Raw genomic sequence first — 23,736 nt, 5'->3', positions numbered from 1 at the left:
CAGGGAGCGCCAGAAAACGGGGCATTGGGAGGGTAAAGATGTGCGGAGACGTCTATTTTGCACTATTGTCGTGCACAAATTAGGCCGAAGTCACCAATGTTGTGCACGACCAGTGTGCAGACCTGCGCCATCTGAAGGCAGCAGGCTCTGTAGGAAGCGGTCCTTGTGGGAGCGGGCCCCGCCCGCGAAAGGGTGGCTTTAGCCACCCGGCAGGATCCCAGAGACCTGATTCTTCAGGTGTCCGGTGCTCCGTATCCGAGACGCGGTGCAATGGTGGTGCCTTCCGGGACCGCTCAAGCCCCGCAAGCGGGCCCGGCCACCCATCACAGATGGGCGGCGTTCGGCGGCGCGCGAAGCAGTGCTTCGCAACACGCTTGCCTCACCCCTGGCCGCTGTTAGTTTGGCCATCCCTGGCCAAACAGCTCCCTCCAGGCACCACCATTGCCCCGCTCACTTAGCAGCGGAACCGCCACGGGTCATAACACCGCCGGACCCTCCAGGGAGGGGAGCTTGGAATCTTCCAAGGAGCACCGGGATCGGGTGTGCCCATCCAGGACCGTATTTGGCCAGGGATGGCCAAATCCGAGCTTACAGGGATGTACTCGCAGCGTGTCCTGGATGGGCACACCCGATCCCGGTGCGGGCTCTCTGGAGAGAAAAGTCTCTGGGATCCTGCCGGGAGCTTCGCTCCCTTTCGCGGGCGGGGCCCGCTCCCACAGCCCGCTCTGAAGTGGCCTAACACAGACCCGCGCCCCCGCTGGAGGGCCCCAGCTCCCACACACCGGCATCCGCCGATGGAAGGGCCGGGCGCTTAGTAGAGGTAGGTGAACATCTTCCGGCGATACTCGCTGGCCAGCGGATCGCCCTTGGGCAGGCACTCGAACACTTCCAGCAGCGCCGAACGGGCCACCCCGTCCTGGTAGTCGCGGTGATCGCGCAGCAACCGCAACAGCGCGTCCAGGCCGGTCTGGAACTGGCCGGCGGCGGCGGCGCGCAGGCCGTAGGCGTGCAGGTCCTCCGGCTTGCCGTCGCGCTCGATGCGCGCCTGCAGCTCCTTGAGGCCGACGCCGTCGTTGTCGAGCTTTTCCAGCAACGCGAAGCGGGCCCGGAACGGGCGCAGCGCTTCCACGTCCTCGGTGACTTCCGCCAGCACCGACTGCGCCTCGTCGGTGCGGCCTTCGCCGAGCAGGTACTCCACCAGCAGCGCCCGGAAGGCGTGCTTGTCCGGCTGCTCGGAGAGCATTTGCCGCAACGCCTGCTCGGCCTGGGCGCCCTGCCCGGCGTCGATCGCCATGCGGATTTGCTCCAGGAAGCCCTCTTCCTGCTCCTGCTGGGCGGCGTCCGGGTCGACCACCGGGGTGAGCCATTGGCGCACCGCGCTTTCGGTTTGCGCGCCTTCCAGTTCGCTGACAAGCTGGCCCTGGTAGACCATTTTCAGGGACGGCAGATCGCGCACCCCGAACTGGCTGGTCAGGTTGGCCTGCTCGTCGGCGTTGACCTTGGCGAGGACGAACTTGCCCTGATATTCCTGGGTCAGTTTCTCCAGCATGACGGTCATTTGCTGGCTGGGCTGGCTCCAGGACGCCCAGAAACCAAACAGCACGGGCACCTGGCGTGAGTGCTCCAGCAGTTGCTGAACGTTTTGTTCCGTGACGTCGATAGTGGCGGCGTTGTCCTGCACGGTTGCTCCTTGAAGCGGCTTGCTAAGCGAGTGTGAGTTGCGCTGCATTGTACTCAAATGGGGCTGTGGATACAGGATGCAAGTGGCCGGATTAAATACTGTTAAATCAAGACGAAAGCGGCATCATGGGCGTTAGTATTCTCTTAGGGGTCAGGAACAGGCGTTCACGTGCCGTACATGCTCGCTCGGTACCCTGATGTTTGATTCGTTACGATACCCACGCCCGCCCGGAGGCGTATTTCCGGTTCATACTTGTGATCGACAAGTGAAGTCCTGGCAAAGGAGATGACCATGCTGAGCCTTTTGGCCCTGGTAATTCTGGTCGCGACATTGACGACCATTTTCTACATGCAGTTATCCCTGACCGTCGGCAGCGTTACGTTCGCCGTGGTCTGGTTACTGTGCGGTCTGTTGGCGTCCTGGTTGTACAACCCGATTCTTCTGATTCTGCTGGCCGGCGCGCTGGTGGTGCTCAACCACCCCGGCCTGCGCCGCAAGCTGATCAGCAAGCCGGTCTATCAGACGCTCGGCAAGATGATGCCGCCGATCGGCGACACCGAGCGCGAGGCCATCGAGGCCGGCGCCACCTGGTTCGAGGCGGAGCTGTTCAGCGGCAAGCCCGACTGGGATGACTTTTCCAAGGTGAATTTCACCCAGCTCACCGAGGACGAGCAGTCGTTCCTGGATAATGAAGTCCAGGAACTGTGCGAAATGCTCGACGAGTGGAAGATCTACCACGAGCACAAGGATCTGCCCGAGGAAGTCTGGGACTATCTGAAGACCAAGGGCTTCTTCAGCCTGATCATTCCCAAGGAGTACGGCGGCCGGGACTTCAGCCCCTACGCGCAAAGCCGCACCATGAGCAAGATCGCCACCCGCTCGCTGACCACCGCGGTGACCGCCATGGTGCCCAACTCCCTGGGCCCCGGCGAGCTGCTCGCCAAGTACGGCACCGAAGAGCAGAAACAGCGCTGGCTGCCGGGCCTGTCCTCCGGCGAGGAAATCCCCTGCTTCGGCCTGACCGGCCCGGAAGCCGGCTCCGACGCCGGCGCGATCCCCGACAAGGGCGTGATCTGCAAGCAGACCGTGGACGGCGAGGAAGTACTGGGCATGCGCCTGAACTTCGCCAAGCGCTGGATCACCCTGGCGCCGATCGCCACCGTGGTGGGGCTGGCCTTTAAACTCTACGACCCGGAGCACCTGCTGGGTGACCAGGACGAGCTGGGCATTACCTGTGCCCTGCTGCCCGCCGACACCGAAGGCGTGGAAATCGGCCGCCGCCACAACCCGGGCGGTTCCCCCTTCATGAACGGCCCGATCAACGGCAAGGACGTGTTCGTGCCGCTGGACGCCATCATCGGCGGTCCGGAAATGGCCGGCAAAGGCTGGCGCATGCTGATCGAGTGCCTGGGCGCGGGCCGCGGCGTTTCCCTGCCCGCCCTGGCCACCGCCAGCGGCGAGATGGGCTACCGCATGACCGGCGCCTTCTCGCGCATCCGCCGCCAGTTCGGCACCGCCGTGGGCCACTTCGAGGGCGTGCAGGAAGCGTCCGCGGAAGTGGCGGGGCTGGCCTACACCCTGGAAGCCTACCGCCACCTGGTCACCCGTGGCCTGGAGGAAGGCACCATCTCCGTGGTCACGGCCATGGCCAAGTACCACTCCACGGAAATGATGCGCGTGCTGATCAACAACGGCATGGACATCGCCAGTGGTCGCGCCGTGCAGATGGGCCCGCGTAACTTCATGGCGCTGGCCTACCAGTCCATTCCGGTGGCGATCACCGTGGAGGGCGCCAACATCCTGACCCGCTCGCTGATGATCTTCGGCCAGGGCGCGATGCGCTGCCATCCGTACCTGTACGACGAGCTGCAGGCGATTCAGGACGAGGACCAGGAACGCGGCCTGGACACCTTCGAAGGCCTGTTCTTCAAGCACGCCGGCCACACCCTGGGCAACATGAGCCGCGGTCTGGTGCACGGCCTGAGCGGCGCCGCGCTGGCGGAGATTCCGGCCAACGCGGACAGTTTCAGCGCCCCCTGGTACCGCCTGATCACCCGCTACAGCGCGGTGCTGGCGAGCTTCTCCGACGTGGCGTTCGCGCTGCTGGGCGGCGACCTCAAGCGCCGCGAGATGGTGTCCGCGCGCCTCGGCGACGTGCACAGCCAGCTGCTGATCGCCTGCGCGGTGTTGAAGTTCCACGCCACCCTGCCCCGCGACGAGGCCAACGACGCGCACGCCCGCTATGCGCTGCAGCACGCGTTCAGCCAGATCCACGACGCGGTGGAGGACTTCGCCCGCAACTTCGGCTACATGGGTGTGGCGCGCATTCTCAAAGGCGTGTTCTTCCCGTTCGGCCGGCCCGCCGGTGCTCAGAAGCCCAGCGACGAGCTGATCCGCACCCTGGGCGAGCAGATCATGAACCCCAGCAGCGTGCGCGATGCGCTGGCCGCCAACGCCTACATCAGCGTCGATCCGAAAGACAGCATCGGTCGGGTGGAAGTCACCTACAACAAGCTGCTGGAAGTGGAGCGCGACTACGAAGCCTTCCTGAAGGCGGACGGCAAGGGCAAGCTGGAGGGCGAGACCATCCAGGCCAAGCTGGAAGACGCCGCCGCCAAGGGCATCATCCCCAACGACCAGGTACAGGCGATTCTCGACTACGACGAGATGCGCTACGACTGCCTGCTCACCGACGCCTTCGACAAGGAGTTGAAGGAAGTCGACATGAACACCCAGCGGCCGACCTGATTGCGGCCCTGGTAAATCCTCAAGAGCCGCCCTCCGGGGCGGCTTTTTTTTGTTCGATCGATCCCAGATCGGCGAAATTTAACAATGGCGGGCCGCCGCGCCGCTTTCACCGGCTACCGCTTTCGACTAGGCTTTCTGCGTCTCGCCTTCGGCGCCAACCCATATTCATAAAGATCCCCCGTAATGACAGTGGCATTCGAGGAAAAGGCGGTTCTGGAGTTCAAGGGCCGCATGCTGATGATGACGGTCCTGCTGCTCAAGGACCTGGACCCCAACACCCTGCACCGACAGGTCAGCCAGCGGCTTGAAGACGCCGCCCAGTGGCTGCGCGACGCGCCCGTGGTGGTGGACCTGGCACAGCCCGAGGGCGCCGACCAGGTGGCCCTGATGGCCGCCGTGGACACCCTGCGCGGCCTGGGCGTGAACCTGGTGGCGCTGGCCCGCAACGAGCACCTGGACAGCGACACCGCCGCCATGCTCGGCCTGGGCAGCATCAGCCTGGCCGGCGGCCGGGACGTGCCGCGCAGCGCCGAACCGGCGCCGCAGGCGGAGCAACCGGCCGACGCCGGCCACACCCTGGTGATCGACCAGCCGGTGCGTTCCGGCCAGCAAATCTACAGCCGCGGCGATCTGATCGTGCTGGCGCCGGTGAGCACCGGCGCGGAGCTGCTCGCCGAAGGCCATATCCACGTCTACAACACCCTGCGCGGGCGCGCGCTGGCCGGTGTGCGCGGCGATCAGAGCGCGCGCATCTTCTGCCAGAAACTGGACGCGGAGCTGGTCTCCATCGCCGGGATTTACCGGGTCGCCGAAGACCTGCCCGAGCAACACCGCAAACAGGCGGTGCACATCACTCTGGACGGCGACGCCATGCGCTTCGCGGACCTCAAATAAGCCATACCCGACAGCAAAACCTAGGAGACGAGATCGTGACAAAAATCGTGGTCGTAACATCCGGCAAGGGCGGCGTGGGTAAAACCACCACCAGCGCCGCGCTGGCAACCGGCCTCGCCCAGCGCGGCCATAAAACCACGGTCATCGATTTTGACGTGGGCCTGCGCAATCTGGATCTGATCATGGGCTGTGAGCGGCGCGTGGTCTACGATCTGGTCAACGTGATCAACGGCGACGCCAACCTCAAGCAGGGTCTGATCAAGGACAAGCGCGTCGAGGACCTGTTCATCCTGCCCGCCTCCCAGACCCGGGACAAAGACGCCCTGACCCTGGAAGGCGTGGAAAAAGTCCTGGAAGGGCTCAAGGACATGGGCATGGAATACATCATCTGCGACAGCCCGGCGGGCATCGAAAAAGGCGCGCTCACCGCCGCCTATTTCGCCGACGAAGCGGTGGTGGTGACCAACCCGGAAGTGTCCAGCGTGCGCGACTCCGACCGCATTCTCGGCATTCTCTCCAGCAAGACCCGCAAGGCCGAGCGGGGCGAAGGCGACATTCCCGCCAGCCTGCTGCTGACCCGCTATTCCCCGGAACGGGTGGAGCGCGGTGAGATGCTGTCCGTGGAGGACGTGAAGGACATCCTGGCGATCGACCTGCTGGGCGTGATTCCGGAGTCCCAGGCGGTGCTCAACGCCAGTAACAGCGGCGCGCCGGTGATTCTCGACAGCGAATCCGACGCCGGCAAGGCCTACGAGGACGCGGTCGCCCGCTTCCTCGGCGAGCAGCGCCCGCACCGCTTCCTCACCGCCAATAAGAAAGGGCTCTTCGGCCGTCTGTTCGGAGCGCAATGATGAGCATTTTCAGCTACCTGCTTCCCAAGAAAGAGAAATCCGCCTCGGTGGCCAAGGAGCGCCTGCAGATCATCGTTGCCCGCGAGCGGGCCACCCGCGGCGGCCCGGACTACCTGCCCCAGTTGCAGGAAGAGCTGCTGATGGTGGTGCGTAAGTACGTGGAGGTGGACCAGGACGCCATCAACATCCAGGTGGACCGGGAATCCGGCTGCGAGATTCTGGAACTGAACATCACCCTGCCCGACGAATAGGTCGGGCTTCGCTTGACTACTGTTCGGATGTACAGTAACTTCGGTGGTCCGGTGAGCCCTCCTCAGGTTTTCTTTTCTGCGACCCCTCGGAAGGCCTGATCGATCTCCAGGCTCCAAGGATGGAGCCGGGCTCCCGGACCTTATTCCGCTCTCCCCTAGCCCATGTGCCAGCCGTGGCTGACCACGACGGACTGGCCGGTTAACGCGGCCGAGGGGAACGCCGCCAGCGTCACCGCCAGCTCACTGATGTCCTCCACGGTGGTGAACTCGCCGTCCACGGTGTTCTTGAGCATCACATTGCGGATCACTTCCTCTTCCGAGATGCCCAGCTCGCGGGCCTGCTCCGGAATCTGCTTGTCCACCAGCGGCGTGCGCACGAACCCGGGGCAGATGATGTTGCTGCGCACCCCGTGTCCGGCGCCCTCCTTGGCCACCGCCCGGCACAGCCCCAGCAGGCCGTGCTTGGCGGCCACGTAGGGGGCTTTCAGCGGCGAGGCCTCCATGGAGTGCACCGAGCCCATGTACAGCAGCGTGCCGCCCTGCCCCGCGTACATATGACGCAGCGCCGCGCGGGTCAGCAGGAAGGCGCCGTCCAGGTGCACGCTCATCACCTTGCGCCAGTTTTCCAGCGCCAGCTTGTCGAGGGACTCGATATGCTGGATGCCGGCGTTGGCGAAGGCGATGTCGAGCCGGCCCCAGGTGTCCACCACCCGCTGAACGCCGGCGTCCACCGCCTGTTCGTCGGTGACGTCCATGGCCAGCGCCAGGGCCTCGCCGCCGGCGTCACGGATCGCCGCCGCCGCTTCCTCGGCGGTGGCGCTGTCCAGATCGGCCACCGCCACCCGGGCACCCTCGCGGGCATACCGCTCGGCGATCGCCCGGCCGATGCCGCGACCGGCCCCGGTGATCACCGCGACGCGTTGTTCAAGACGCATGACTACGACTCCTGTTTCAGGGACGACGCCGCCGGCGTCTTATCCGCTTTCCGCTCCCGGCGCCGTTCCGCCCAAAGGCGCAACTGGCCGACGATACCGGCGGGGAAGAAATACACGCTCAACACGAACAACAGACCGAACCACAGCAGCCAGCGGTCCGGGCCCGCCAGCTCGGCGAACAGGCTGCCCGGCTCGGCGTTGCTGACCAGCAGCCCGAGCAGATCCTGCAGGTAATTCTGCGCCAGCAGGAACACGGCGGTGCCGACCACGGCGCCGTACAGGGTGCCCATGCCGCCGATCACGCACATCAAAAGGATGAACACCATCAGCTCGAAGTTGAGCGTGTTCTCCGGATTCACGTAACGGTTGATCAGCGCGAACAGCACGCCCGCCAGGGTCGCCAGCACCGCCGACACGATCACTGCCGCGGTGCGGTAGAACACGGTCCGGTAACCCAGCGCCTGGGCGCGGAACTCGTTCTCGCGGATCGCCTGCAGAACCCGCCCGAACGGGGAATTCACCATGCGCAGCAGGAACAGGAACACGCCCAGCGAGATCGCGAAGGTGATGTAGTACATCAGGTGCCGGCCGCTCACCCGCACCTCGAACACGGCGTCATTGAACGCCTGGCCGATACTGCCCTGGCCGACCACACCGGTGATGAAATCGACCACGCTGAAGCCCGGCAGCGAGGAATCCAACGGCCGGAACGCCGGGCCCAGTTCGCGCGGGCTGCGCACCGCCAGGCCGTCTTCGCCGCCGGTGATGTTGTAGAGCTGGGTCACCAGACTGAGAAAGGCGAACGCCACCGCCAGGGTCACCAGCGCGAAGAAGATCGCTTTCACCCGCAGCGACAGCAAACCGAGCAACAGCGACAGCAGAATGCTCATCACCACGGCGCCACCGATGCCGATAAATACGGCGCCGAAACCGGAGCCGAAGGCGTCCGTGGACATCGCCACCCCGTAGGCGCCGATGCCGAAAAACATGGTGTGGGCGAACGACACGATATGGGTGTAACCCAGCATCAGGTCGTAGGACGCCACCACGATAATGAACACGCAGATCATGCCGAGCATGGAAAAGGCGCGCACGCCGGGAAACAGGAACGGCCCCAGGGCCAGACACACGCCGATCAGCACCAGCAGTGCGGAGAGCGCCCGGCTACGCGGATAGTCGCCGGAAAGAATACGATTAAACATGGCGCGCCTCCTCAGACTTTGATGACCGGAATCAGGCCCTGCGGACGCCACATCAGCACGCCCACCATCAGCCCCACCGTGGCCACCGCGGCCAGACGGGGCTCCAGGTAACCCACATACAGATTGATCAGGCCCACCAGCACGGCGCCGTAGAAGCAGCCCTTGATGGAGCCCAGACCGCCGAGGATGATCACCACGATCACCGAGATCATCAGCTCATCGCCCATGTGCGCGGTGATGATCTCCCGGTACATGGCCCACATGGCGCCGCCCAGGCCGGCCAGCGCCGAGCCGGCCACGAACACGCCCAGGAACAACAGGCGGATGCGGTAGCCCTGCACTTCCACCATCTCGCGGCTCTCCACCCCGGCGCGGATCAGAATGCCGACCCGGGTGCGCTCGATGATCCAGGTCATCAGCCCGTAAATGGCCAGGCCCAGCACCACCGCGATAAGGCGGTATTTTTCCAGCGCCACGCCGCCGATCACCGGCAGCGCATCGGGCAGCAGAAAGGCACCGGTGAGCGCCTCCGGGCGCGGCACCGGAATCTCGTTGGGCCCCCACACCACATGGATCAGCTCCATGATGATGATGGAGCCGCCCACCGTGACCAGAATCTGCTTGAGGTGGTCGCCGTACACCGGCTTGATCACCAGCCGCTCGAACACCAGACCCAGCAGCCCCGCCACCACCAGGGCGAACCCCAGCGCCGGCAGAATCGCCGCCAGATTGATCAGCAGCGACGGTTCGCTGGCCTGCGCACTCAGCCATACCAGCACGCTGGCACCGGCGAACGCGCCCAAAGAAATAAAGGCCCCGTGAGCCAGGTTGAGGACGTTCATCAACCCAAAGGTGAGCGTCATGCCCGAGGCCATCAAAAACACCATGGCACCCATCGCCAGGCCGCTGATGGTCAGCAGTACCCAGGTGCGCGGGTCCATCATCAACAGGGCCACCGCCATCATCAGCAGCAGCAGAAAAATATGCGGCTTGTTTTCGCGGAACGCGGCAAAGCGCGCCAACACGCCTTGCGGCGGCGTTGCTTGACCAATCATTTCGTCGTGCGCCGACATGGTCTTACTCCTATTCTTATTGGTGCTCGCCGAGCCCAAGACCCAGCAGCTCGTGCTGGAGATCATCGTTGTCGGCGAGTTCGGTCATCTGGCCGGACCAGACCACCCCGCCATCGTTCATCACCGCCGCGGACTGACCCAGACGGCGGGAAAAATTAAAGTTCTGCTCCACCAGCAGCACCGTGACCTGTTGCTGCTTGAGCTGCTCGAAGGCGCCGGCCAGGTCGTTGATGATCGCCGGGGCCAGGCCCTTGGTGGGTTCGTCCACCAGCAACAGCTCGCGCGGCTCGATGATCGCCCGGGCGATGGCCAGCATCTGTTTCTGGCCGCCGGAGAGGTTGCCCGCGGCCCGGTTCCAGAATTTTTTCAGCGGCGGAAACAGGTCGAACACCCAGTCCAGGCGGGCCGGGTCCATGGGGCCGTCCACCGCCGCCAGCACCATGTTTTCGCGCACCGTCAGCAGGCTGAAAATGCCCATGTTCTCCGGCACGAAGGCGATGCCCTTGCGGGCGATCCGCGGGGTGGGCTGGCCGGTGATGTCCTCGCCGCGAAAACGCACCTTGCCCTGGGTCACCGTGGTCAGGCCCATGATGGTGCGCAGCGTGGTGCTCTTGCCGGCGCCGTTACGGCCCAGCAGCACGGTCAGTTCGCCGGCGGGCACTTCCAGGTCCACGCCGTGCAGAATGTGGTATTGATCGATGTCGGCGCGCACGCCGGACAGGGAAAGAATCGATTCGGCCATCGTTCAGCCCTCCTCGCCGGCGGTGTCTTCCTGGGGCGCGCCCAGATAGGCTTCCTGAACAATCGGCGAGGCGATCACCTCGGAAGGTTCGCCGTCGGCCACCAGTTCACCGTTGTGCAGTACCACGATGCGGTCCGACAGGGAGCGCACCACGTCCATTTTGTGTTCCACCAGCAGAATCACTTTGTTCTGCTTGTTCTTGATGTCGGCGATCAGATCCAGAATCACCGGCACCTCGTCCACGCTCATGCCGGCGGTGGGTTCGTCGAACATGAACACTTCCGGCTCCAGCGCCAGCATCAGCGCCACTTCCAGTTTGCGTTGATCACCGTGGGGCAGATTGGCCACCGGCGTGTCGGCGCGCTTGCCCAGGTTGACCTGCTCCAGATAGGCGGCGGCGCGGTCGCTGATGTCGCGGCGGCGCGAGGCCATCTGCCAGAACACATGGCCGATGCGGTAGCGCGACGCCACCGCCAGGCGCACGTTCTCCAGGGCGGTCAGGTTGGGAAACAGGTTGGTGAGCTGGAAGGCGCGGCCCAGGCCCTTATCGGCCCGGGCGGCGGCGCCCAGCGCGGTAATGTCCTGATCGAACAGATGCACGCTGCCGGCACTGGCGGCGAGCTGTCCGGAAATAAGATTGAACCAGGTGGTCTTGCCCGCACCGTTGGGGCCGACGATGGACGTCAGGGTGCCGGCGTGGAACGCGCAGGACACCTGATTCACCGCCACGTGCCCACCGAAGTTAATGGTCAGCCCGCGGGTTTCCAGAACCGGTTCAGAGGCGGATTGGGGGTGCAAGGAGGCCATGGGAGGTCCCTTTTTATTGGAATATTTTCTAGAGTTTTTCGGAAGCCACGAGTCGCACATGGAAAGCGGCTACCTGAAGGGCGTGGCCCGCGAAGGCCACGCCCTTGGCGTTAGCGCTTGTTGCGAATCGGAATGTTCATTTCGTCCATGCCGATCTTGCGAATCAGCTTGGGCACGCCCGCTTCCACGGTGCGGTCGGCGAACCAGTCGTCACGCTTTTCCACTTCGATGCGGAAGTGATACATCTCCTGCATCGCCTGGTGGTCCTCGTCACGCAGCACCATCTTGCCCTTCGGGGTTTCGAACACCAGCCCCTCGAAGGCGTCGATCAGAGCCTCGGTGTCGGTGGAGCCGTCCGCTTCACGGATCGCCGCGGTGATCGCCATGGCCTGGGAAAAGCCCTGGGCGGTGAAGAAGTCAGGGGCGGCGTTGTAACGCTCCATGTGCTGCTTCACGAACCAGTCGTTGATCTCGTTCTTGGGGGATTCGAAGTAATAGAAGCCGGCGCCTTCCATGCCGGGGAACTCGGAGTAGCTCACCAGTGCCGGCAGAATGTTGCCGCCGGTGGCCAGCTTGATGCCGAAGCGGTCCGGCTTCAGGTCCTGGATACGGCTCAGCGGGTTGGCGCTGCCGGCCCAGATGGCGAAGATGTATTTGCCCTGCTCACAGCCGTCGCGATCCTTCAGGGCGCCGAACAAACGCTGGGCGGCGGCGGTGAAGTCGGTGGCGTCGGTGGGCAGGTATTCTTCGTGGACCACTTCACCGCCCTGGGTTTCCATGGCCTCTTTATAGGCGGCCACGCCGTCACGGCCGAAGGCGTAATCCTGGGCGATGGTGGCGACACAGACGCCCGGCTCGCCGAGTGCCACGGCATTGGAAACCGCGTCCTGGGAAGAGTTGCGGCCGACCCGGAACACATAGCGGTTCCAGTCCGCGCCGGTGATGGCGTCGGCCACGCCCTCGGGCATGATGATGCGCTCATACTGCTGGGCGATCGGCAGGGTCGCCAGCGCCACCCCGGAAGACACCGGCCCCACCACGATGTGGGCGTCGTCCTCGGCGTAGGCTTCTTCCACCAGCGAGCGGGCGCGCGCCGGATCCAGCTGGGTGTCTTTATCGATGATTTCGACCTTGCGGCCCTCGATTTCCATGCTGCCGTCGGTGGCGTATTCGAAGCCCATCTTCATACCCACGCTGAGCTGCTCGGCGTAGGCGGACAACGGGCCGGTGAAACCGGTGACATGGGCAATACGGATGGAATCGGCCGCCTGCGCAAGAGGCGCGGCGGTGAGGGCGGTGAGCGTGAAGGCCGTCGCGGTGATGAGACGCTTCATAGGAATCTCTCCCTTATTTTTCGGCCTGATGGCCGTCTTGTTGTGGTTATGGTCCCCTTCAATATGACTCCCGATTCACCTTTCCGCAAGAGGGTTTCGAAAAAAATTCCACAAACGTGGAATTACCCGCCTGGACCGGCCACGCCACCTGCAAATACCGGAATAACGGGCCTTTGAGGCGTACTCCACGGTTCGGGAAGGCCGCGTATGGCAGGCATTGGGCCCTGTCCTGGTTGACACCGGGGGTGCGCAAACTTAATTTAGTTGAATACCGATTCATATTTCATACAACAAAATCACGGACCTAAGAAGCCCGCCATGACCACTGCCTCCCAGACCAACGCCGCCCAGGCACCGGCCGCCAGCGGCGGGCCCGGCGCCCCGAAAACCGCCCGCGGCGCCCGCACCCGGGCGCGTATTCTCAAAGCCGCCGAACACACCTTCGGCACGCTCGGTTACCACCGCGCCGGCATTTCCGACATCACCCGCGCCGCCGGCGTCGCCCAGGGCACCTTCTACACCTACTTCGCCGGCAAGGAAGAAATCCTCCGCGAACTGGTGCGCGATATGGGGCATCAGGTGCGTGCCCATCTGGCGGCGGAAATTCTCGACACCGACAACCGGCTGGAAGCCGAGGAACGGGGCCTGCGCGCCTTTCTGCAGTACCTCTACGAGAACCCCTCGCTGTACCGGGTGCTGCAGGAAGCCCAGTTCGTCGACGAAGCGATCTACCGGGATTACTACGAAGCTTTCGGCAAGGGCTATGTGCGCATGCTCGCCAACGCCACCCGCAAGGGGGAAATCCGCCCCGGCAATAACGAGGTTCGCGTGTGGGCCCTGATGGGCATGTCCAACTTTCTCGGCCTGCGCTACGCGCTCTGGGAGCAGGACGTCTCCTTCGACGAGATTGTCGAGACCCTCTCCGACCTGTTCCGCAACGGCCTGACCCTGGACGGCAAGGAGAAGCCATGAACACGGCGGTGCACTATCAACTGGACGGCGAGCTGGCGCGCATCACCCTGAACCGTCCGCAGCGCCACAATGCTCTGGTGCCGGAGCTGCTCGACGGTCTGCGCGCCGCTCTGGCGCGCTGTCGGGAAGACCGCCCGGCGGCGCTGATCCTGGACGCGGAAGGCCGCTCGTTTTCCACCGGCGGCGACGTGGGCGGGTTCTACGACACCCCGCGCGCCGAACGGCACGACTACGCCAGCCGCGTGGTGGGCACGCTCAACGCGGTGATTCTGGATCTGCTCAGCCTGCCGCTGCCCACGGTGGCGGCGGTGCACGGCATGGTCACCGGCGGCTCGGTGGGCCTGGTGCTGGCCTGCGACATCGTCGTCGCCGGCCCGCGCGCCAGCTTCGCGCCCTGGTACACCCGTGTGGGCTACAGCCCGGACGGCGGCTGGACCGCCCTGATGCCGGAGCGCATCGGCCGCGCCCGCGCGCTCGACATTCAGCTGACCAACCGCCGCCTGGACGCCGAGGAAGCCCATCGCGTGGGCCTGGTTCAGTACCTCAGCGAGGACAACAAGGTGGCCGAGCAGGCCCGCGCCGTGGCCGACACCCTGTGCTCCGCCAAGCGGGGCAGCGTGCACCACACCCTGGCCCTCACCCGGCCCGACCTGGACACCGTGGCCGCCGGGCTGGACGCGGAGCTCCGCCATTTTCTCGAGCACATCGTCAGCGACGAAGCCGATCAGGGGATGGCCGATTTTTTGAACAGATAAAAAGAGAAATAATTAAGGGAGAACCCGATGGACATGTTCGACCTGCTCGCCCACCGGGCCCGGGTAACGCCGGAGCGCCCGGCGCTGGAGGACCTGGAAAGCGGCGAACGCTACAACTACGCCCAGTTCAACGAGCGCGCCGCGCGGCTGGCAGCCGCCGCCCGCGAACACTGGGGCCTGGAGGAAGGCGACCGGCTCGCCTATCTGGGCCACAGCCGCGCCGAGTTCTTCGCCATGCTGTTCGGCTGCGCCAAGGCCGGCCTGATCCTGGTGCCTTTGAACTGGCGCCTGGCGGTGCCGGAACTGGAAGTGCTGGTGGAAGACTGCGACCCGGGGGCGCTGATTTTCGGCGCCGAGTTCGCCGACGCCGCCGCCGAGCTCCAGCAGCGCTGCGGGCCGCTCACCCTGGTGGCGCTGGACGGCGCCGCGGACGGCCAGCGCGATTATCACCGGGATCTCGCCGACACCCGGCCGGACCTCACCGCCCACCCGGACAGGGACCCGGACACCCCCTGGTACCTGCTCTACACCTCCGGCACCACCGGCCGGCCCAAGGGCGTGATCCAGACCTTCCGCATGATGCTGGCCAACTATCTCAATATCGGTCTGGCGGTGAACCTGAGCGGCGACGATGTGCTGCTCAACGTGCTGCCCCTGTTCCACACCGCCGGCATCAACCTGTATTCCTCGGCGGTGTTCATGGTCGGCGGCAGCGTTCTGGTGGCGCGCGCCTTCGACCCGGATCAGGCACTGCAAGTGTTGGAAAAAAGAGCGACCATCTTTTTCGGGGTGCCGGCGGTGTACCAGGCGCTGCTCGATCACCCCGGGTTCAGCGGCGAGCGTCTCAAGGGCGTGCGCTCCTGGGGCTGCGGCGGCGCGCCGCTGTCGCTGCCGGTGGCGCAGCGCTATGTGGACGCCGGTATCCGCGTGCGCACCGGCATGGGCATGACGGAAACCGGCCCCACGGTGTTCCTGCTGGACGAGGACAAGGTGATCGACAAGATCGGCTCGGTGGGCCGGCCGCAGCTGCTCACGGAAGTGCGCATCGTCGACCGCGACGGCCGGGACGTGCCCCCGGGTGACGCCGGCGAGCTGTTGATTCGCGGGCCCAACATCACGCCCGGGTACTGGAACCGCCCGGACGCCACCGCCGAGGCGATCCGCGCCGACGGCTGGCTGCACAGCGGCGACGTGGCCCGCTGCGACGAGGACGGCCAGTATTTCATCGTCGATCGCTGGAAGGACATGTACATCTCCGGCGGCGAAAACGTCTACCCGGCGGAGGTGGAAAAAGTACTGGAACAACACCCGGCCATCGCCGAAGTGGCGGTGGTCGGCATGCCCGACGACAAATGGGGTGAAGTCGGCAAGGCCTATTACGGCGTCCACGCGGACCGGGACGCCCCGGACCCGGAAGCGCTGCGCGCGTTCTGCCGCGAGCGGCTCGCCGGTTACAAGGTGCCCAAGGCGTTCGAACGGGTCGATGCCCTGCCCCGCAACGCCCTGGGCAAAGTCACCAAACAGGAGTTGCGTGATCATGCAAAACAATAACACCGCCCGCATGGAACGGGATCTGTCCTTCAGCCAGGAGGACTTCCAGCGTTTCGCCCGACTCAGCGGCGACCACAACCCCATCCATGTGGACCCGGACTACGCCGCCGGCACCCGCTTCGGCGCCACCGTGTCCCACGGCATGCTGCTGTTCAGCGCGGTGCGCGGGCTGATCCATGAATTCTTCCCCGGCGCCCGCCTGGAAGTGCAGGACCTGAAATTTCCGGCGCCGGCCTACGCCGACGAGCCGCTCACCGTGGTGCTGGAAACCCGCGGCCGCCCGGTGGACGGCATCGTCCACCTCACCACCGACGTGCTCAAGGAAGACGACAGCCGCTGCCTGCAGGGCACCTGCCGTCTCAAACTCGACCAGGAGATGGCGCCATGAGCGAGACCCTGCCCCGCTTCAACGCTCTGCGGCTGGAAGACCAGGCCACCGTGGAACGGCGCTTCAGCGCCGAGGATGTGCGCGCCTGGTGCGACATGGCCGGCCTTGAGGATGAGACCCCGGACCAGGTGCCCGAGCCGCTGATCGCCGGCCTGTTTTCCTATCTGCTCGGCGAGGAGCTGCCCGGCCACGGCACCAACTACCTCAAGCAGCACATGCGCTTCGAGGAGGACGCCCGCATCGGCGAGACGCTCACCGCCACCGTCACCATCACCCACCTGCGCGGCGACAAGGCGCTGGTGAACCTGGACACCCTGTGCACCGGCGAGGACGGCCGGATGATCTGCGCGGGCGACGCCCTGGTGCTGTTTCAATGCTGAACGCTCAGCTAAAGGCCTGGCTGGACCGCCTCAATGAACTGGTGGCGGAACAAAAAGCGGCCGGCGTGGAAGCCACCCCGGCCACCGTGCGCGACAGCATGGCGGCGATGACCCGCAATCAGGTCCGCCCGGGGCCCGAGCTGCCCTGGGTCGGCGACGCCCGGGTGGAATGCGGCGAAACCCCGGTGCCGGTGCGCCTCTACGACCCGGCGCCGGACCGGGACACCCCGGTGTGCCTGTTCTTCCACGGCGGCGGGCACATGGCCGGCAGCGTGGCGGTGTACGACCCGATTTGCCGGCGGCTCGCCGACGCCAGCGGCTGGCTGGTGGTGTCGGTGGACTACCGGCTGGCGCCGGAATACCCCTACCCGTTCGGCCTGGAAGACTGCCACAGCGTGGCCCGCCACCTGTGGCCGGTGCTCGACGCCGAAGGGCGGCGCTACCAGCGGCGCCTGGCCCTGGCCGGCGACTCCGGCGGCGGCACCTTCGCCGCCACCCTCAGCGTCCTGGCGCAGAACGACCAGCGGCTGCCGGTGGAAAAACAGGTGCTGATCTACCCCAGCCTGGACTACACCCTGAACCACCCCTCGGTGACCGAGAACGGCAAGGGCTATTTACTGGAAGCGGAGCGCATCGCCTGGTATTTCGAGCACTATTTCCAGCACGGCGAGGACCGCCGCGGCGCGTCGCCGCTGTTCATGCCGGTGAGCAACCGCCTGCCGGAAACGCTGATGATCAGCGCCGAATACTGCCCGCTGCGCGACGAGGCGCTGGCCTACGTGCAAAGGCTGAACGACACCGGCGTGCCCTGCCGCCACCGCCATTTCGACGACATGATCCACGCCTATCTGAATCTGGAATCCCTGGCGCCCGACGCCTGCGCCGCCACCTACCGGGAGATCGCCGCCTTCCTCAACGGCGATTAACAATCGGGCAGGGCCCGCTCCCACAATGTCAGGAACGTTCGGAGGTGGCGGGGGCGTCGCGCTGCATCAGATTATCGATGCCGTAGCAGTGCCCGGCGAGCAGGTTCTGGGCCAGCATGAAGCGGTCCTGGGGGGTGCGCGCGGTGAGCTCCGCCACGCTCAGGGATTCCAGCATCCAGGTGTCCCAGACGTTGACGAAGCGGGCGCGGATGTCCACGTCACCGCGCAGCATGTCCGCCTGGCGGGCGGTGACCGTAAGGCTGTCGTCGCCGCGGTCCACTTCGTAGCCCTGGTTGGGGTAGCCCACTTCCAGGCAGGCGAGGAAATTCTTCATGGTGCGCTCCGACGCCTGGCCCACGGCAAACGCCAGCGGCTGGTCGGGCACGTCTTCGAGGATGCTGAGGATATGGGCGTCGGCAAGCCGCTCGCGCAGCCGGCCCTGGGCCTCGTCGGCGGCGGCTTCGCTGCGCTTCTCCGCTTCCCGGCGGGCCGCTTCCATGTCCCGCCGGACCCGTTCACGTTCCGCCCGTTGCCGGGCCAGTTCGGCTTCATGGGCCTGCTGGGCCTGGTAGGCGTCGTCCACCAGCCGGTCGAGACGCCGCGACTGGCGCACCGATTCGATCCGTTCCCGGCAGGCGGGCAGCCAGTCCTCACGCAGTTGCCGCTCGTCCACGTAGCGCTCCGCCCGGTGCGCCTCGGCGAGTCGCCGGCAGGCGCCGTCCATGGCGCCGAGGGCGTCGATGGCGCCGTAGCTCAGCCCGGCCACCGCCCCCGGCGCCGGCGTCCGTCCCATCAACCCGGCGGTGGAGTCACGCAGCGAGGCGCAGCCGGTGAGTGCCACGGCCACCAGGCCGAGAAGCAGGATCGTCAGGTTGGAACGCATATTAAAAACAACGTTGTATTCGTTTTTGTTGAAACCCTTGGGAGCGAGCACTTGTAGGAGCTTGCTTGCAAGCGAAAGGCCGGCGAAGCCGGCGGGCAGGGCCTCTCCCACAAGACCCGCACAAGCAAAGGTTCAATGGTCCGAGCCGAAGCAGCCCCACAAGTTCCCCTCTCAGGCGGATTTGGCGGCGATCTTCTCTTTCCAGATCACCGGGCCGGTCTTGTGCACGGATTCGCCGTTGGAATCCACCGCCACGGTCACCGGCATGTCTTCCACTTCGAATTCGTAGATCGCTTCCATGCCCAGATCCTCGAAGGCGGCCACGCGGGATTTGCGGATCGCCTTGGACACCAGGTAGGCGGCGCCACCCACGGCCATCAGGTAGACCGCCTTGTTGTCCTTGATCGCTTCGATGGCGGTGTCGCCGCGTTCGGCCTTGCCGACCATGCCGATCAGGCCGGTCTTCTCCAGCATGGTGCGGGTGAACTTGTCCATGCGGGTGGCGGTGGTCGGGCCGGCCGGGCCCACCACTTCGTCGCCCACCGGATCCACCGGACCCACGTAGTAGATAAAGCGGTTGGTGAAGTCCACCGGCAGTTCCTCGCCCTTGGCGATCATGTCCACCATGCGCTTGTGGGCCGCGTCACGGCCGGTGAGCAGCTTGCCGGACAGCAGGATGGTGTCGCCGGGCTGCCAGGTCTGCACCTCTTCCGGGGTCACCGTGTCCAGGTTGACGCGCTTGGCGCCCTCGTCGTTGCCCCAGGCGATCTCCGGCCACTCTTCCAGGTCCGGAGCCTTGAGATCCGCCGGGCCGGTGCCGTCGAGGATAAAGTGGGCGTGGCGGGTGGCGGCGCAGTTGGGGATGATCGCCACCGGCTTGTTGGCCGCGTGGGTGGGGTAATCCGCCACCTTCACGTCCAGCACCGTGGTCAGGCCGCCCAGGCCCTGGGCGCCGATGCCCAGGGCGTTGACCTTCTCGAACAGCTCCAGGCGCAGTTCCTCGGAACGGGTTTGCGCGCCCCGCGCCTGCAGCTCGTGGATGTCGATGGGGTCCATCAGGGACTCCTTGGCGATCAGCATGGCCTTCTCGGCGGTGCCGCCGATGCCGATGCCGAGCATGCCCGGCGGGCACCAGCCGGCGCCCATCTTCGGCACCTGCTCGAGCACCCAGTCGACCACCGAATCGGACGGGTTGAGCATGGCGAACTTGGACTTCGCCTCGGAGCCGCCGCCCTTGGCCGCCACGTCGATCTCAACGGTGTCGCCGGGCACGATGGAGTAGTTGATCACCGCCGGCGTGTTGTCCTTGGTGTTGGCGCGCTTGCCGTCCGGGTCCGCCAGCACCGAGGCGCGCAGCACGTTGTCCGGATGGTTGTAGGCCCGGCGCACGCCCTCGTTGATCATGTCGTCCAGGCTCATGTCGCTCTCGAACGTCACGTTCATGCCCACCTTGCAGAACACGGTGACGATGCCGGTGTCCTGGCAGATCGGCCGGCGCCCCATGGCGGACATGCGGGAATTCACCAGAATCTGCGCCATGGCGTCCTTGGCCGCTTTACTCTCTTCCCGCTCGTAGGCTTCCTTCACCGCGCGGATAAAGTCCACCGGGTGGTAGTAAGAGATGTACTGCAGGGCATCGGCAACGCTTTGAATCAGATCGTCCTGGCGGATCACCGTCATGGGGGCACTCCTGACTGCTGGGATTCGGGGCGCGCATTATAGACTACCCGGGCCGGCTTGTGGGAGCCGCCTTGTAGGAGCGAGCTTGTGGGAGCGGGCCCTGCCCGCGAAAGGCAAGCAAGGCTTGCCGGCAGGATCCCAGAGACCTACGCCAGGCACTCACCGCGTTTAAGATGGGCGATAAGCAAATCGGCAACGGTCTCGGGACGCTCCAGATGCAGGAAGTGGCCGGCGCCGGACACCCGCTCCACGCGCAGCCCGCCCGGGAAGTCGCCGTGGTTGACGGTGTGGTCGAGCAGGCGCGGGCTCATGCAGCCGTCCTGTTCACCGATCAGCACCTGGGTGGGCACCGTGATGTTCATGCCCAGCCACTCCTGGGTCTCACGCTGCTCCTTGCGCCACAGGCGGATCAGATGCCGGTACCAGCCCAGCGCGGCGGGCAGCACGCCCGGCTCGCGCAGGGTGTGCTTGGCGTTTTCCAGGTAGAGGCCCGGCTCCCAGTCCGGCGACCAGCGTTGCCAGAGTTTGTCGATGCCGGAAAAATCATCCTTCTTCAGCCAGGCTTCCGGCGCCATGGGCAACTGGAAGAACTGCATGTAGCCGCTCAGTTTGATCTGCTCGGGCACTTTCAGTAACGCCTGGGGCAGGCGCTTGAGCGGCGGAATCGCCAGCGCGGTGAAGGTGCAGAAGGTGTCCGGGTAGCGGGCGCAGGCCAGGTAGCCCACGGCGGCGCCCCAGTCGTGGCCGATCAGATGCACGCGCCCGCCCAGTTGATTGGCGAACACCAGCAGGTCGTCCACCGCGGCGTGCAGGGAATAGTCGCCGTTGCCGGGCTGACAGGATGGCGCGTAGCCGCGCAGGGCCGGCGCGAGGCAGGTGTAGCCCGCGTCGGCGATCAGCTTCATCTGCACCGCCCAGTTTTCGTGGGTATCGGGAAAACCGTGCAGTAAAATCACCGGCTCGCCGTCACCGCTGAGCAGCGTCGGGAAGCGCAAGTGCCCGTTAACCATTTCCACCTGCTTCATGGGCGAAGCCTCTTCAATCGGTTACTACAAAATCGGCGTCGTTCCGGGGCAGCGTCTCGGTGACGGTGATATCCGTGACCCGAGCGCCCGCGGGGCCGCGCCGCATCCAGGCGAGCAGCGCCTCGACCGCGTCGGGGGCGCCTTCCAGCCACGCCTCGACGCTGCCGTCGGGGCGGTTGCGCACCCAGCCGGCGACCGCCAAACGGCGCGCTTGTTGCTGGGTGGAAGCCCGATAATACACACCCTGGACACGGCCACTCACCACGGCTTGTCGGGCAATCCTAGCGGTTGTCACGATTTTCCTCCTCTTTTACATCCCGGCTTTCCTCCAACCGGTTGCCGAACAGCGCTTCCAGGTTGAAATCCAGCGGCAGGCGCAGGCCTTCCCGGGCCTGATCGCAGCGTTGCTTCAGCGCCGCTTCCCAGGGCTCCTTGCCGTTGGCGTGAATACGCAACTGCTGCTCCGCCGGCCAGGGCACCATGGTCAGCAGCTCGGCCATGGTGAGCGCCCGCAGATCGCGGATCAGCACATACCCGCCCTCCTCGGTGCGGCGGATCAGATGGCAGTCCTGCAGCAGGTTGCGGAATTCATCCCAGTGGGTGATGCCGGCATCCTGCATCACCCGCCGCACCTCGTTGCCGTGCAGGGTCCGCCCGTCACGCTGGCGTTCCCAGAGCACGTTCAGCAACCGCATCAGCGCCTGCATGCGCGGCACCCGCCGTTGATGCTCCTGAAACACCACCAGGGCCCGCACCAGTTCGGCGCCGAACAGCACCAGCATCCAGGAAATATAAATCCATAACAGAAACAGCGGCACCGCGGCAAAAGCGCCGTAGACCACCTGATAGTTGGGCGCGTGCTTGATGAACTGGGCGAACGCGGCCTTGGCCAGCTCGAACAGCAACGCCGCGAACGCCGCGCCGATCAGCCCCTGGCGCAACGGCACCGAGGTGTTGGGCACCACGATATATAGCAAGGCGAGCACCGAGGTGGTCAGGAAAAACGGCAACAGCGTGAGCCAGAACCGCACCCCGCCCAGATAGGCCACGGTGTCACTGACCAGCGACAGCGAGGTCAGATAGGACGAGATGCCGAGCCCCGCGCCCAGCAACAGCGGGCCCAGGGACAGCACCGCCCAGTACATCATCAGGCTTACCCGGCCCTTGCGCGGCTGGCGGATCTTCCAGATCCGGTTCAGGGATTGCTCGATGGTGCGCAGCATCAGGATCGCGGTGACGATCAGAATCAGTACGCCGGCGCCGGTCAGGTTGGTGGCCTGGCGGGAAAACTTGCTCAGGTATTCGAGAATCTCGGCGCCGGCGGACGGCACGAAATATTCAAAGGCCCACTCCTGGATCACCATGCCCCGTTCGTTCAAGGCCGGGATCGCGGCGATCACCGCGAACATCACCGTCATGATCGGCACGATGGCGAACAGCGTGGTATAGGTGAGCGCCGCCGCGCTGGACTGACAACCGTCCTCCACGAACTGGCGGCGCAACAGTTTGAGAAACGCCCACACCGATTGCGCCCTTGCCCGGAACGGAATTACCGGATCTTCTTCGCTGCTTTCCAGGTCCTGATTCACACTGCTTCCTTTAATCACGTAGCGGCAAGCTTGTAGCTGTGGGTCGGTGCCTTACAATGCTCCCATCCTATCAGACGACAACGTGACGCCATGGCCGAATACACGCTCTATCATAATCCCCGCTGTTCCAAATCCCGGCAGGCATTGGCGCTGCTGGAAGAAAACGGCATCACCCCGACCATCGTCAAGTATCTTGATACGCCGCCGGATGCGGAAACCGTCCGCACTCTGGTAAAAAAGTTGCGCCTGGAACGGGCCCACGATCTGGTGCGCCCTAAAGAAGCGGAGTACAAGGAAGCGGGGTTGAGCCAGGACGCCGACGACGACACCGTGATCGACGCCATCGCCCGCTATCCCAAACTGCTGGAGCGGCCGGTGCTGGTGAAAGGCGACCGGGCGGTGATCGGACGCCCGCCGGAAACGGTTCTGGAACTGGTGACGCCGTGAGCGACGCGGCCCTCAACCCCTATGTGCTGGTCCTTTACTACAGCCGCACCGGCGGCGTGGCCCGGCTGGCGCAGCAAGTGGCCCGCGGCGTGGAAGGCGCCGGCCTGCAGGCACGCCTGCGCACCGTGCCGCCGGTGTCCCCGGACCACGAGGCCAGCGCCCCGCCGGTGCCGGACAGCGGCGCCCCCTACGCCACCCTGGACGACCTGGCCGGCTGCGCCGGCCTGGCGCTGGGCTCGCCGACGCGCTTCGGCAACATGGCGGCGCCGCTCAAGTATTTTCTCGACCAGAGCAGCGACCTGTGGATGTCCGGCGCGCTGATCGGCCGCCCGGCCGGTGTGTTCACCGCCTCCGCCAGCCTCCACGGCGGCCAGGAGAGCACCCTGCTGTCGATGATGCTGCCGCTGCTGCACCACGGCATGGTGCTGGCCGGGGTGCCCTATTCGGAGGCGGCGCTGACACGCACCACCGGCGGCGGCACGCCCTACGGGGCCAGCCATGTGTCCGGCAGCGACGGGCGCGGCCGCGACACCAGCGACGACGAAAACGCCATCGCCAAGGCGTTGGGCCGGCGGCTCGCCACCCTGGCGCGCCAGTTGGCGCCCGCCCACTAAACCCAACC

At 65.4% G+C, this 23,736-nt stretch carries 24 protein-coding genes; 12 read left to right on the top strand and 12 right to left on the bottom strand.

Going from position 1 to position 23,736, the window contains the following annotated elements; genetic code table 11:
* Positions 1-811: 811 nt before the first annotated feature.
* Positions 812-1,681, bottom strand: a complete 870-nt coding sequence (locus tag ACMG4O_RS09735) for a tetratricopeptide repeat protein (RefSeq protein WP_370184691.1) — start codon at positions 1,679-1,681, stop codon at positions 812-814.
* A gap of 291 nt (positions 1,682-1,972) precedes the next feature.
* On the opposite strand from ACMG4O_RS09735, the gene ACMG4O_RS09730 reads away from it, so the two are divergent.
* The 4 genes from ACMG4O_RS09730 to minE all read left to right on the top strand — a co-directional run bounded on the left by ACMG4O_RS09730 (position 1,973) and on the right by minE (position 6,425).
* Positions 1,973-4,429, top strand: a complete 2,457-nt coding sequence (locus tag ACMG4O_RS09730; RefSeq protein WP_185956940.1) for an acyl-CoA dehydrogenase — start codon at positions 1,973-1,975, stop codon at positions 4,427-4,429.
* Between the two features lie 183 nt (positions 4,430-4,612).
* Positions 4,613-5,323, top strand: coding sequence for a septum site-determining protein MinC (minC, locus tag ACMG4O_RS09725; RefSeq protein ID WP_142949363.1), 711 nt, complete (start codon positions 4,613-4,615; stop codon positions 5,321-5,323).
* Positions 5,324-5,358: 35 nt separating this feature from the next.
* The gene (minD, locus tag ACMG4O_RS09720; RefSeq protein WP_142949364.1) at positions 5,359-6,174 is read left to right on the top strand and encodes a septum site-determining protein MinD; all 816 of its coding nucleotides are present in this window, start codon (positions 5,359-5,361) and stop codon (positions 6,172-6,174) included.
* On the top strand, positions 6,174-6,425 hold the full coding sequence (minE, locus tag ACMG4O_RS09715) for a cell division topological specificity factor MinE (RefSeq protein WP_067605699.1): 252 nt from the start codon (positions 6,174-6,176) through the stop codon (positions 6,423-6,425). The genes minD and minE overlap by 1 nt, the downstream gene beginning before the upstream one ends.
* 155 nt (positions 6,426-6,580) lie before the next feature.
* On the opposite strand, the gene ACMG4O_RS09710 is transcribed toward minE, so the two are convergent.
* The 6 genes from ACMG4O_RS09710 to ACMG4O_RS09685 all read right to left on the bottom strand — a co-directional run bounded on the left by ACMG4O_RS09710 (position 6,581) and on the right by ACMG4O_RS09685 (position 12,518).
* On the bottom strand, positions 6,581-7,360 hold the full coding sequence (locus tag ACMG4O_RS09710) for a 3-hydroxybutyrate dehydrogenase (protein ID WP_142949365.1): 780 nt from the start codon (positions 7,358-7,360) through the stop codon (positions 6,581-6,583).
* Positions 7,361-7,362: 2 nt separating this feature from the next.
* Positions 7,363-8,562 carry a branched-chain amino acid ABC transporter permease gene (locus ACMG4O_RS09705; RefSeq protein WP_370209669.1) on the bottom strand — a complete coding sequence of 400 codons (1,200 nt, stop codon included), beginning with the start codon at positions 8,560-8,562 and terminating at the stop codon, positions 7,363-7,365.
* 11 nt (positions 8,563-8,573) lie between these two features.
* The gene (locus ACMG4O_RS09700) at positions 8,574-9,635 is read right to left on the bottom strand and encodes a branched-chain amino acid ABC transporter permease (RefSeq protein ID WP_194856622.1); all 1,062 of its coding nucleotides are present in this window, start codon (positions 9,633-9,635) and stop codon (positions 8,574-8,576) included.
* A gap of 16 nt (positions 9,636-9,651) precedes the next feature.
* Positions 9,652-10,377: an ABC transporter ATP-binding protein gene (locus ACMG4O_RS09695; RefSeq protein ID WP_142949368.1), complete on the bottom strand. Its 726-nt coding sequence runs from the start codon at positions 10,375-10,377 to the stop codon at positions 9,652-9,654.
* Between the two features lie 3 nt (positions 10,378-10,380).
* A complete protein-coding gene (locus tag ACMG4O_RS09690) occupies positions 10,381-11,184 on the bottom strand; it encodes an ABC transporter ATP-binding protein (RefSeq protein WP_142949369.1) in 804 nt (267 codons plus the stop codon).
* A 110-nt stretch (positions 11,185-11,294) separates the two neighbouring features.
* On the bottom strand, positions 11,295-12,518 hold the full coding sequence (locus ACMG4O_RS09685; RefSeq protein ID WP_142949370.1) for a substrate-binding domain-containing protein: 1,224 nt from the start codon (positions 12,516-12,518) through the stop codon (positions 11,295-11,297).
* Positions 12,519-12,836: 318 nt separating this feature from the next.
* Here ACMG4O_RS09685 and ACMG4O_RS09680 point away from each other — a divergent pair, with 318 nt between their 5' ends.
* From ACMG4O_RS09680 to ACMG4O_RS09655, 6 genes are read left to right on the top strand one after another with little or no spacing between them, the layout of a single operon-like run.
* Positions 12,837-13,490 (top strand): TetR/AcrR family transcriptional regulator, encoded by a 654-nt coding sequence (locus ACMG4O_RS09680; RefSeq protein WP_142949371.1) that lies wholly within the window; start codon positions 12,837-12,839, stop codon positions 13,488-13,490.
* Entirely contained in the window at positions 13,487-14,245 is a 759-nt protein-coding gene (locus ACMG4O_RS09675) for an enoyl-CoA hydratase/isomerase family protein (RefSeq protein WP_414433711.1), read from the top strand. Before ACMG4O_RS09680 ends, ACMG4O_RS09675 begins: the two co-directional genes overlap by 4 nt.
* A gap of 27 nt (positions 14,246-14,272) precedes the next feature.
* On the top strand, positions 14,273-15,796 hold the full coding sequence (locus tag ACMG4O_RS09670) for an acyl-CoA synthetase (protein WP_414433710.1): 1,524 nt from the start codon (positions 14,273-14,275) through the stop codon (positions 15,794-15,796).
* The gene (locus ACMG4O_RS09665; RefSeq protein WP_142949374.1) at positions 15,783-16,184 is read left to right on the top strand and encodes a MaoC family dehydratase; all 402 of its coding nucleotides are present in this window, start codon (positions 15,783-15,785) and stop codon (positions 16,182-16,184) included. Before ACMG4O_RS09670 ends, ACMG4O_RS09665 begins: the two co-directional genes overlap by 14 nt.
* Positions 16,181-16,564 (top strand): hypothetical protein, encoded by a 384-nt coding sequence (locus ACMG4O_RS09660; protein WP_142949375.1) that lies wholly within the window; start codon positions 16,181-16,183, stop codon positions 16,562-16,564. Before ACMG4O_RS09665 ends, ACMG4O_RS09660 begins: the two co-directional genes overlap by 4 nt.
* A complete protein-coding gene (locus tag ACMG4O_RS09655; protein ID WP_414433709.1) occupies positions 16,558-17,490 on the top strand; it encodes an alpha/beta hydrolase in 933 nt (310 codons plus the stop codon). The genes ACMG4O_RS09660 and ACMG4O_RS09655 overlap by 7 nt, the downstream gene beginning before the upstream one ends.
* 28 nt (positions 17,491-17,518) lie before the next feature.
* On the opposite strand, the gene ACMG4O_RS09650 is transcribed toward ACMG4O_RS09655, so the two are convergent.
* The 5 genes from ACMG4O_RS09650 to ACMG4O_RS09630 all read right to left on the bottom strand — a co-directional run bounded on the left by ACMG4O_RS09650 (position 17,519) and on the right by ACMG4O_RS09630 (position 22,667).
* Complete coding sequence (locus ACMG4O_RS09650; protein WP_414433708.1) at positions 17,519-18,373, bottom strand: hypothetical protein; 855 nt, start codon at positions 18,371-18,373, stop codon at positions 17,519-17,521.
* Positions 18,374-18,544: 171 nt separating this feature from the next.
* Positions 18,545-20,053 carry a fumarate hydratase gene (locus ACMG4O_RS09645; protein ID WP_142949378.1) on the bottom strand — a complete coding sequence of 503 codons (1,509 nt, stop codon included), beginning with the start codon at positions 20,051-20,053 and terminating at the stop codon, positions 18,545-18,547.
* A gap of 146 nt (positions 20,054-20,199) precedes the next feature.
* Positions 20,200-21,078 (bottom strand): alpha/beta fold hydrolase, encoded by an 879-nt coding sequence (locus ACMG4O_RS09640; RefSeq protein WP_142949379.1) that lies wholly within the window; start codon positions 21,076-21,078, stop codon positions 20,200-20,202.
* Between the two features lie 13 nt (positions 21,079-21,091).
* Positions 21,092-21,340: an acylphosphatase gene (locus tag ACMG4O_RS09635; protein WP_414434863.1), complete on the bottom strand. Its 249-nt coding sequence runs from the start codon at positions 21,338-21,340 to the stop codon at positions 21,092-21,094.
* A 19-nt stretch (positions 21,341-21,359) separates the two neighbouring features.
* Positions 21,360-22,667, bottom strand: a complete 1,308-nt coding sequence (locus ACMG4O_RS09630; protein ID WP_414433707.1) for a YihY family inner membrane protein — start codon at positions 22,665-22,667, stop codon at positions 21,360-21,362.
* Between the two features lie 90 nt (positions 22,668-22,757).
* Here ACMG4O_RS09630 and arsC point away from each other — a divergent pair, with 90 nt between their 5' ends.
* A complete protein-coding gene (gene arsC / locus ACMG4O_RS09625; RefSeq protein ID WP_348322317.1) occupies positions 22,758-23,114 on the top strand; it encodes an arsenate reductase (glutaredoxin) in 357 nt (118 codons plus the stop codon).
* A complete protein-coding gene (gene wrbA, locus ACMG4O_RS09620) occupies positions 23,111-23,728 on the top strand; it encodes an NAD(P)H:quinone oxidoreductase (protein ID WP_414433706.1) in 618 nt (205 codons plus the stop codon). Before arsC ends, wrbA begins: the two co-directional genes overlap by 4 nt.
* Positions 23,729-23,736: the final 8 nt, after the last annotated feature.

Origin of the sequence: Alloalcanivorax venustensis, from assembly GCF_047495515.1 — a bacterium.
Classification (GTDB): domain Bacteria; phylum Pseudomonadota; class Gammaproteobacteria; order Pseudomonadales; family Alcanivoracaceae; genus Alloalcanivorax; species Alloalcanivorax venustensis.
The sequence above is the reverse complement of the archived record's forward strand: the minus strand, read 5'-3'. Positions and strand labels throughout refer to the sequence as shown.

Coding starts and splice junctions, on each gene's coding strand:
- ACMG4O_RS09730 (WP_185956940.1), top strand. CDS start 1,973: ATGCTGAGCCTTTTGGCCCTGGTAATTCTGGTCGCGACATTGACGACC.
- minC (WP_142949363.1), top strand. CDS start 4,613: ATGACAGTGGCATTCGAGGAAAAGGCGGTTCTGGAGTTCAAGGGCCGC.
- minE (WP_067605699.1), top strand. CDS start 6,174: ATGAGCATTTTCAGCTACCTGCTTCCCAAGAAAGAGAAATCCGCCTCG.
- ACMG4O_RS09710 (WP_142949365.1), bottom strand. CDS start 7,360: ATGCGTCTTGAACAACGCGTCGCGGTGATCACCGGGGCCGGTCGCGGC.
- ACMG4O_RS09705 (WP_370209669.1), bottom strand. CDS start 8,562: ATGTTTAATCGTATTCTTTCCGGCGACTATCCGCGTAGCCGGGCGCTC.
- ACMG4O_RS09700 (WP_194856622.1), bottom strand. CDS start 9,635: ATGTCGGCGCACGACGAAATGATTGGTCAAGCAACGCCGCCGCAAGGC.
- ACMG4O_RS09695 (WP_142949368.1), bottom strand. CDS start 10,377: ATGGCCGAATCGATTCTTTCCCTGTCCGGCGTGCGCGCCGACATCGAT.
- ACMG4O_RS09690 (WP_142949369.1), bottom strand. CDS start 11,184: ATGGCCTCCTTGCACCCCCAATCCGCCTCTGAACCGGTTCTGGAAACC.
- ACMG4O_RS09685 (WP_142949370.1), bottom strand. CDS start 12,518: ATGAAGCGTCTCATCACCGCGACGGCCTTCACGCTCACCGCCCTCACC.
- ACMG4O_RS09680 (WP_142949371.1), top strand. CDS start 12,837: ATGACCACTGCCTCCCAGACCAACGCCGCCCAGGCACCGGCCGCCAGC.
- ACMG4O_RS09675 (WP_414433711.1), top strand. CDS start 13,487: ATGAACACGGCGGTGCACTATCAACTGGACGGCGAGCTGGCGCGCATC.
- ACMG4O_RS09670 (WP_414433710.1), top strand. CDS start 14,273: ATGGACATGTTCGACCTGCTCGCCCACCGGGCCCGGGTAACGCCGGAG.
- ACMG4O_RS09665 (WP_142949374.1), top strand. CDS start 15,783: ATGCAAAACAATAACACCGCCCGCATGGAACGGGATCTGTCCTTCAGC.
- ACMG4O_RS09660 (WP_142949375.1), top strand. CDS start 16,181: ATGAGCGAGACCCTGCCCCGCTTCAACGCTCTGCGGCTGGAAGACCAG.
- ACMG4O_RS09655 (WP_414433709.1), top strand. CDS start 16,558: ATGCTGAACGCTCAGCTAAAGGCCTGGCTGGACCGCCTCAATGAACTG.
- ACMG4O_RS09650 (WP_414433708.1), bottom strand. CDS start 18,373: ATGCGTTCCAACCTGACGATCCTGCTTCTCGGCCTGGTGGCCGTGGCA.
- ACMG4O_RS09645 (WP_142949378.1), bottom strand. CDS start 20,053: ATGACGGTGATCCGCCAGGACGATCTGATTCAAAGCGTTGCCGATGCC.
- ACMG4O_RS09640 (WP_142949379.1), bottom strand. CDS start 21,078: ATGAAGCAGGTGGAAATGGTTAACGGGCACTTGCGCTTCCCGACGCTG.
- arsC (WP_348322317.1), top strand. CDS start 22,758: ATGGCCGAATACACGCTCTATCATAATCCCCGCTGTTCCAAATCCCGG.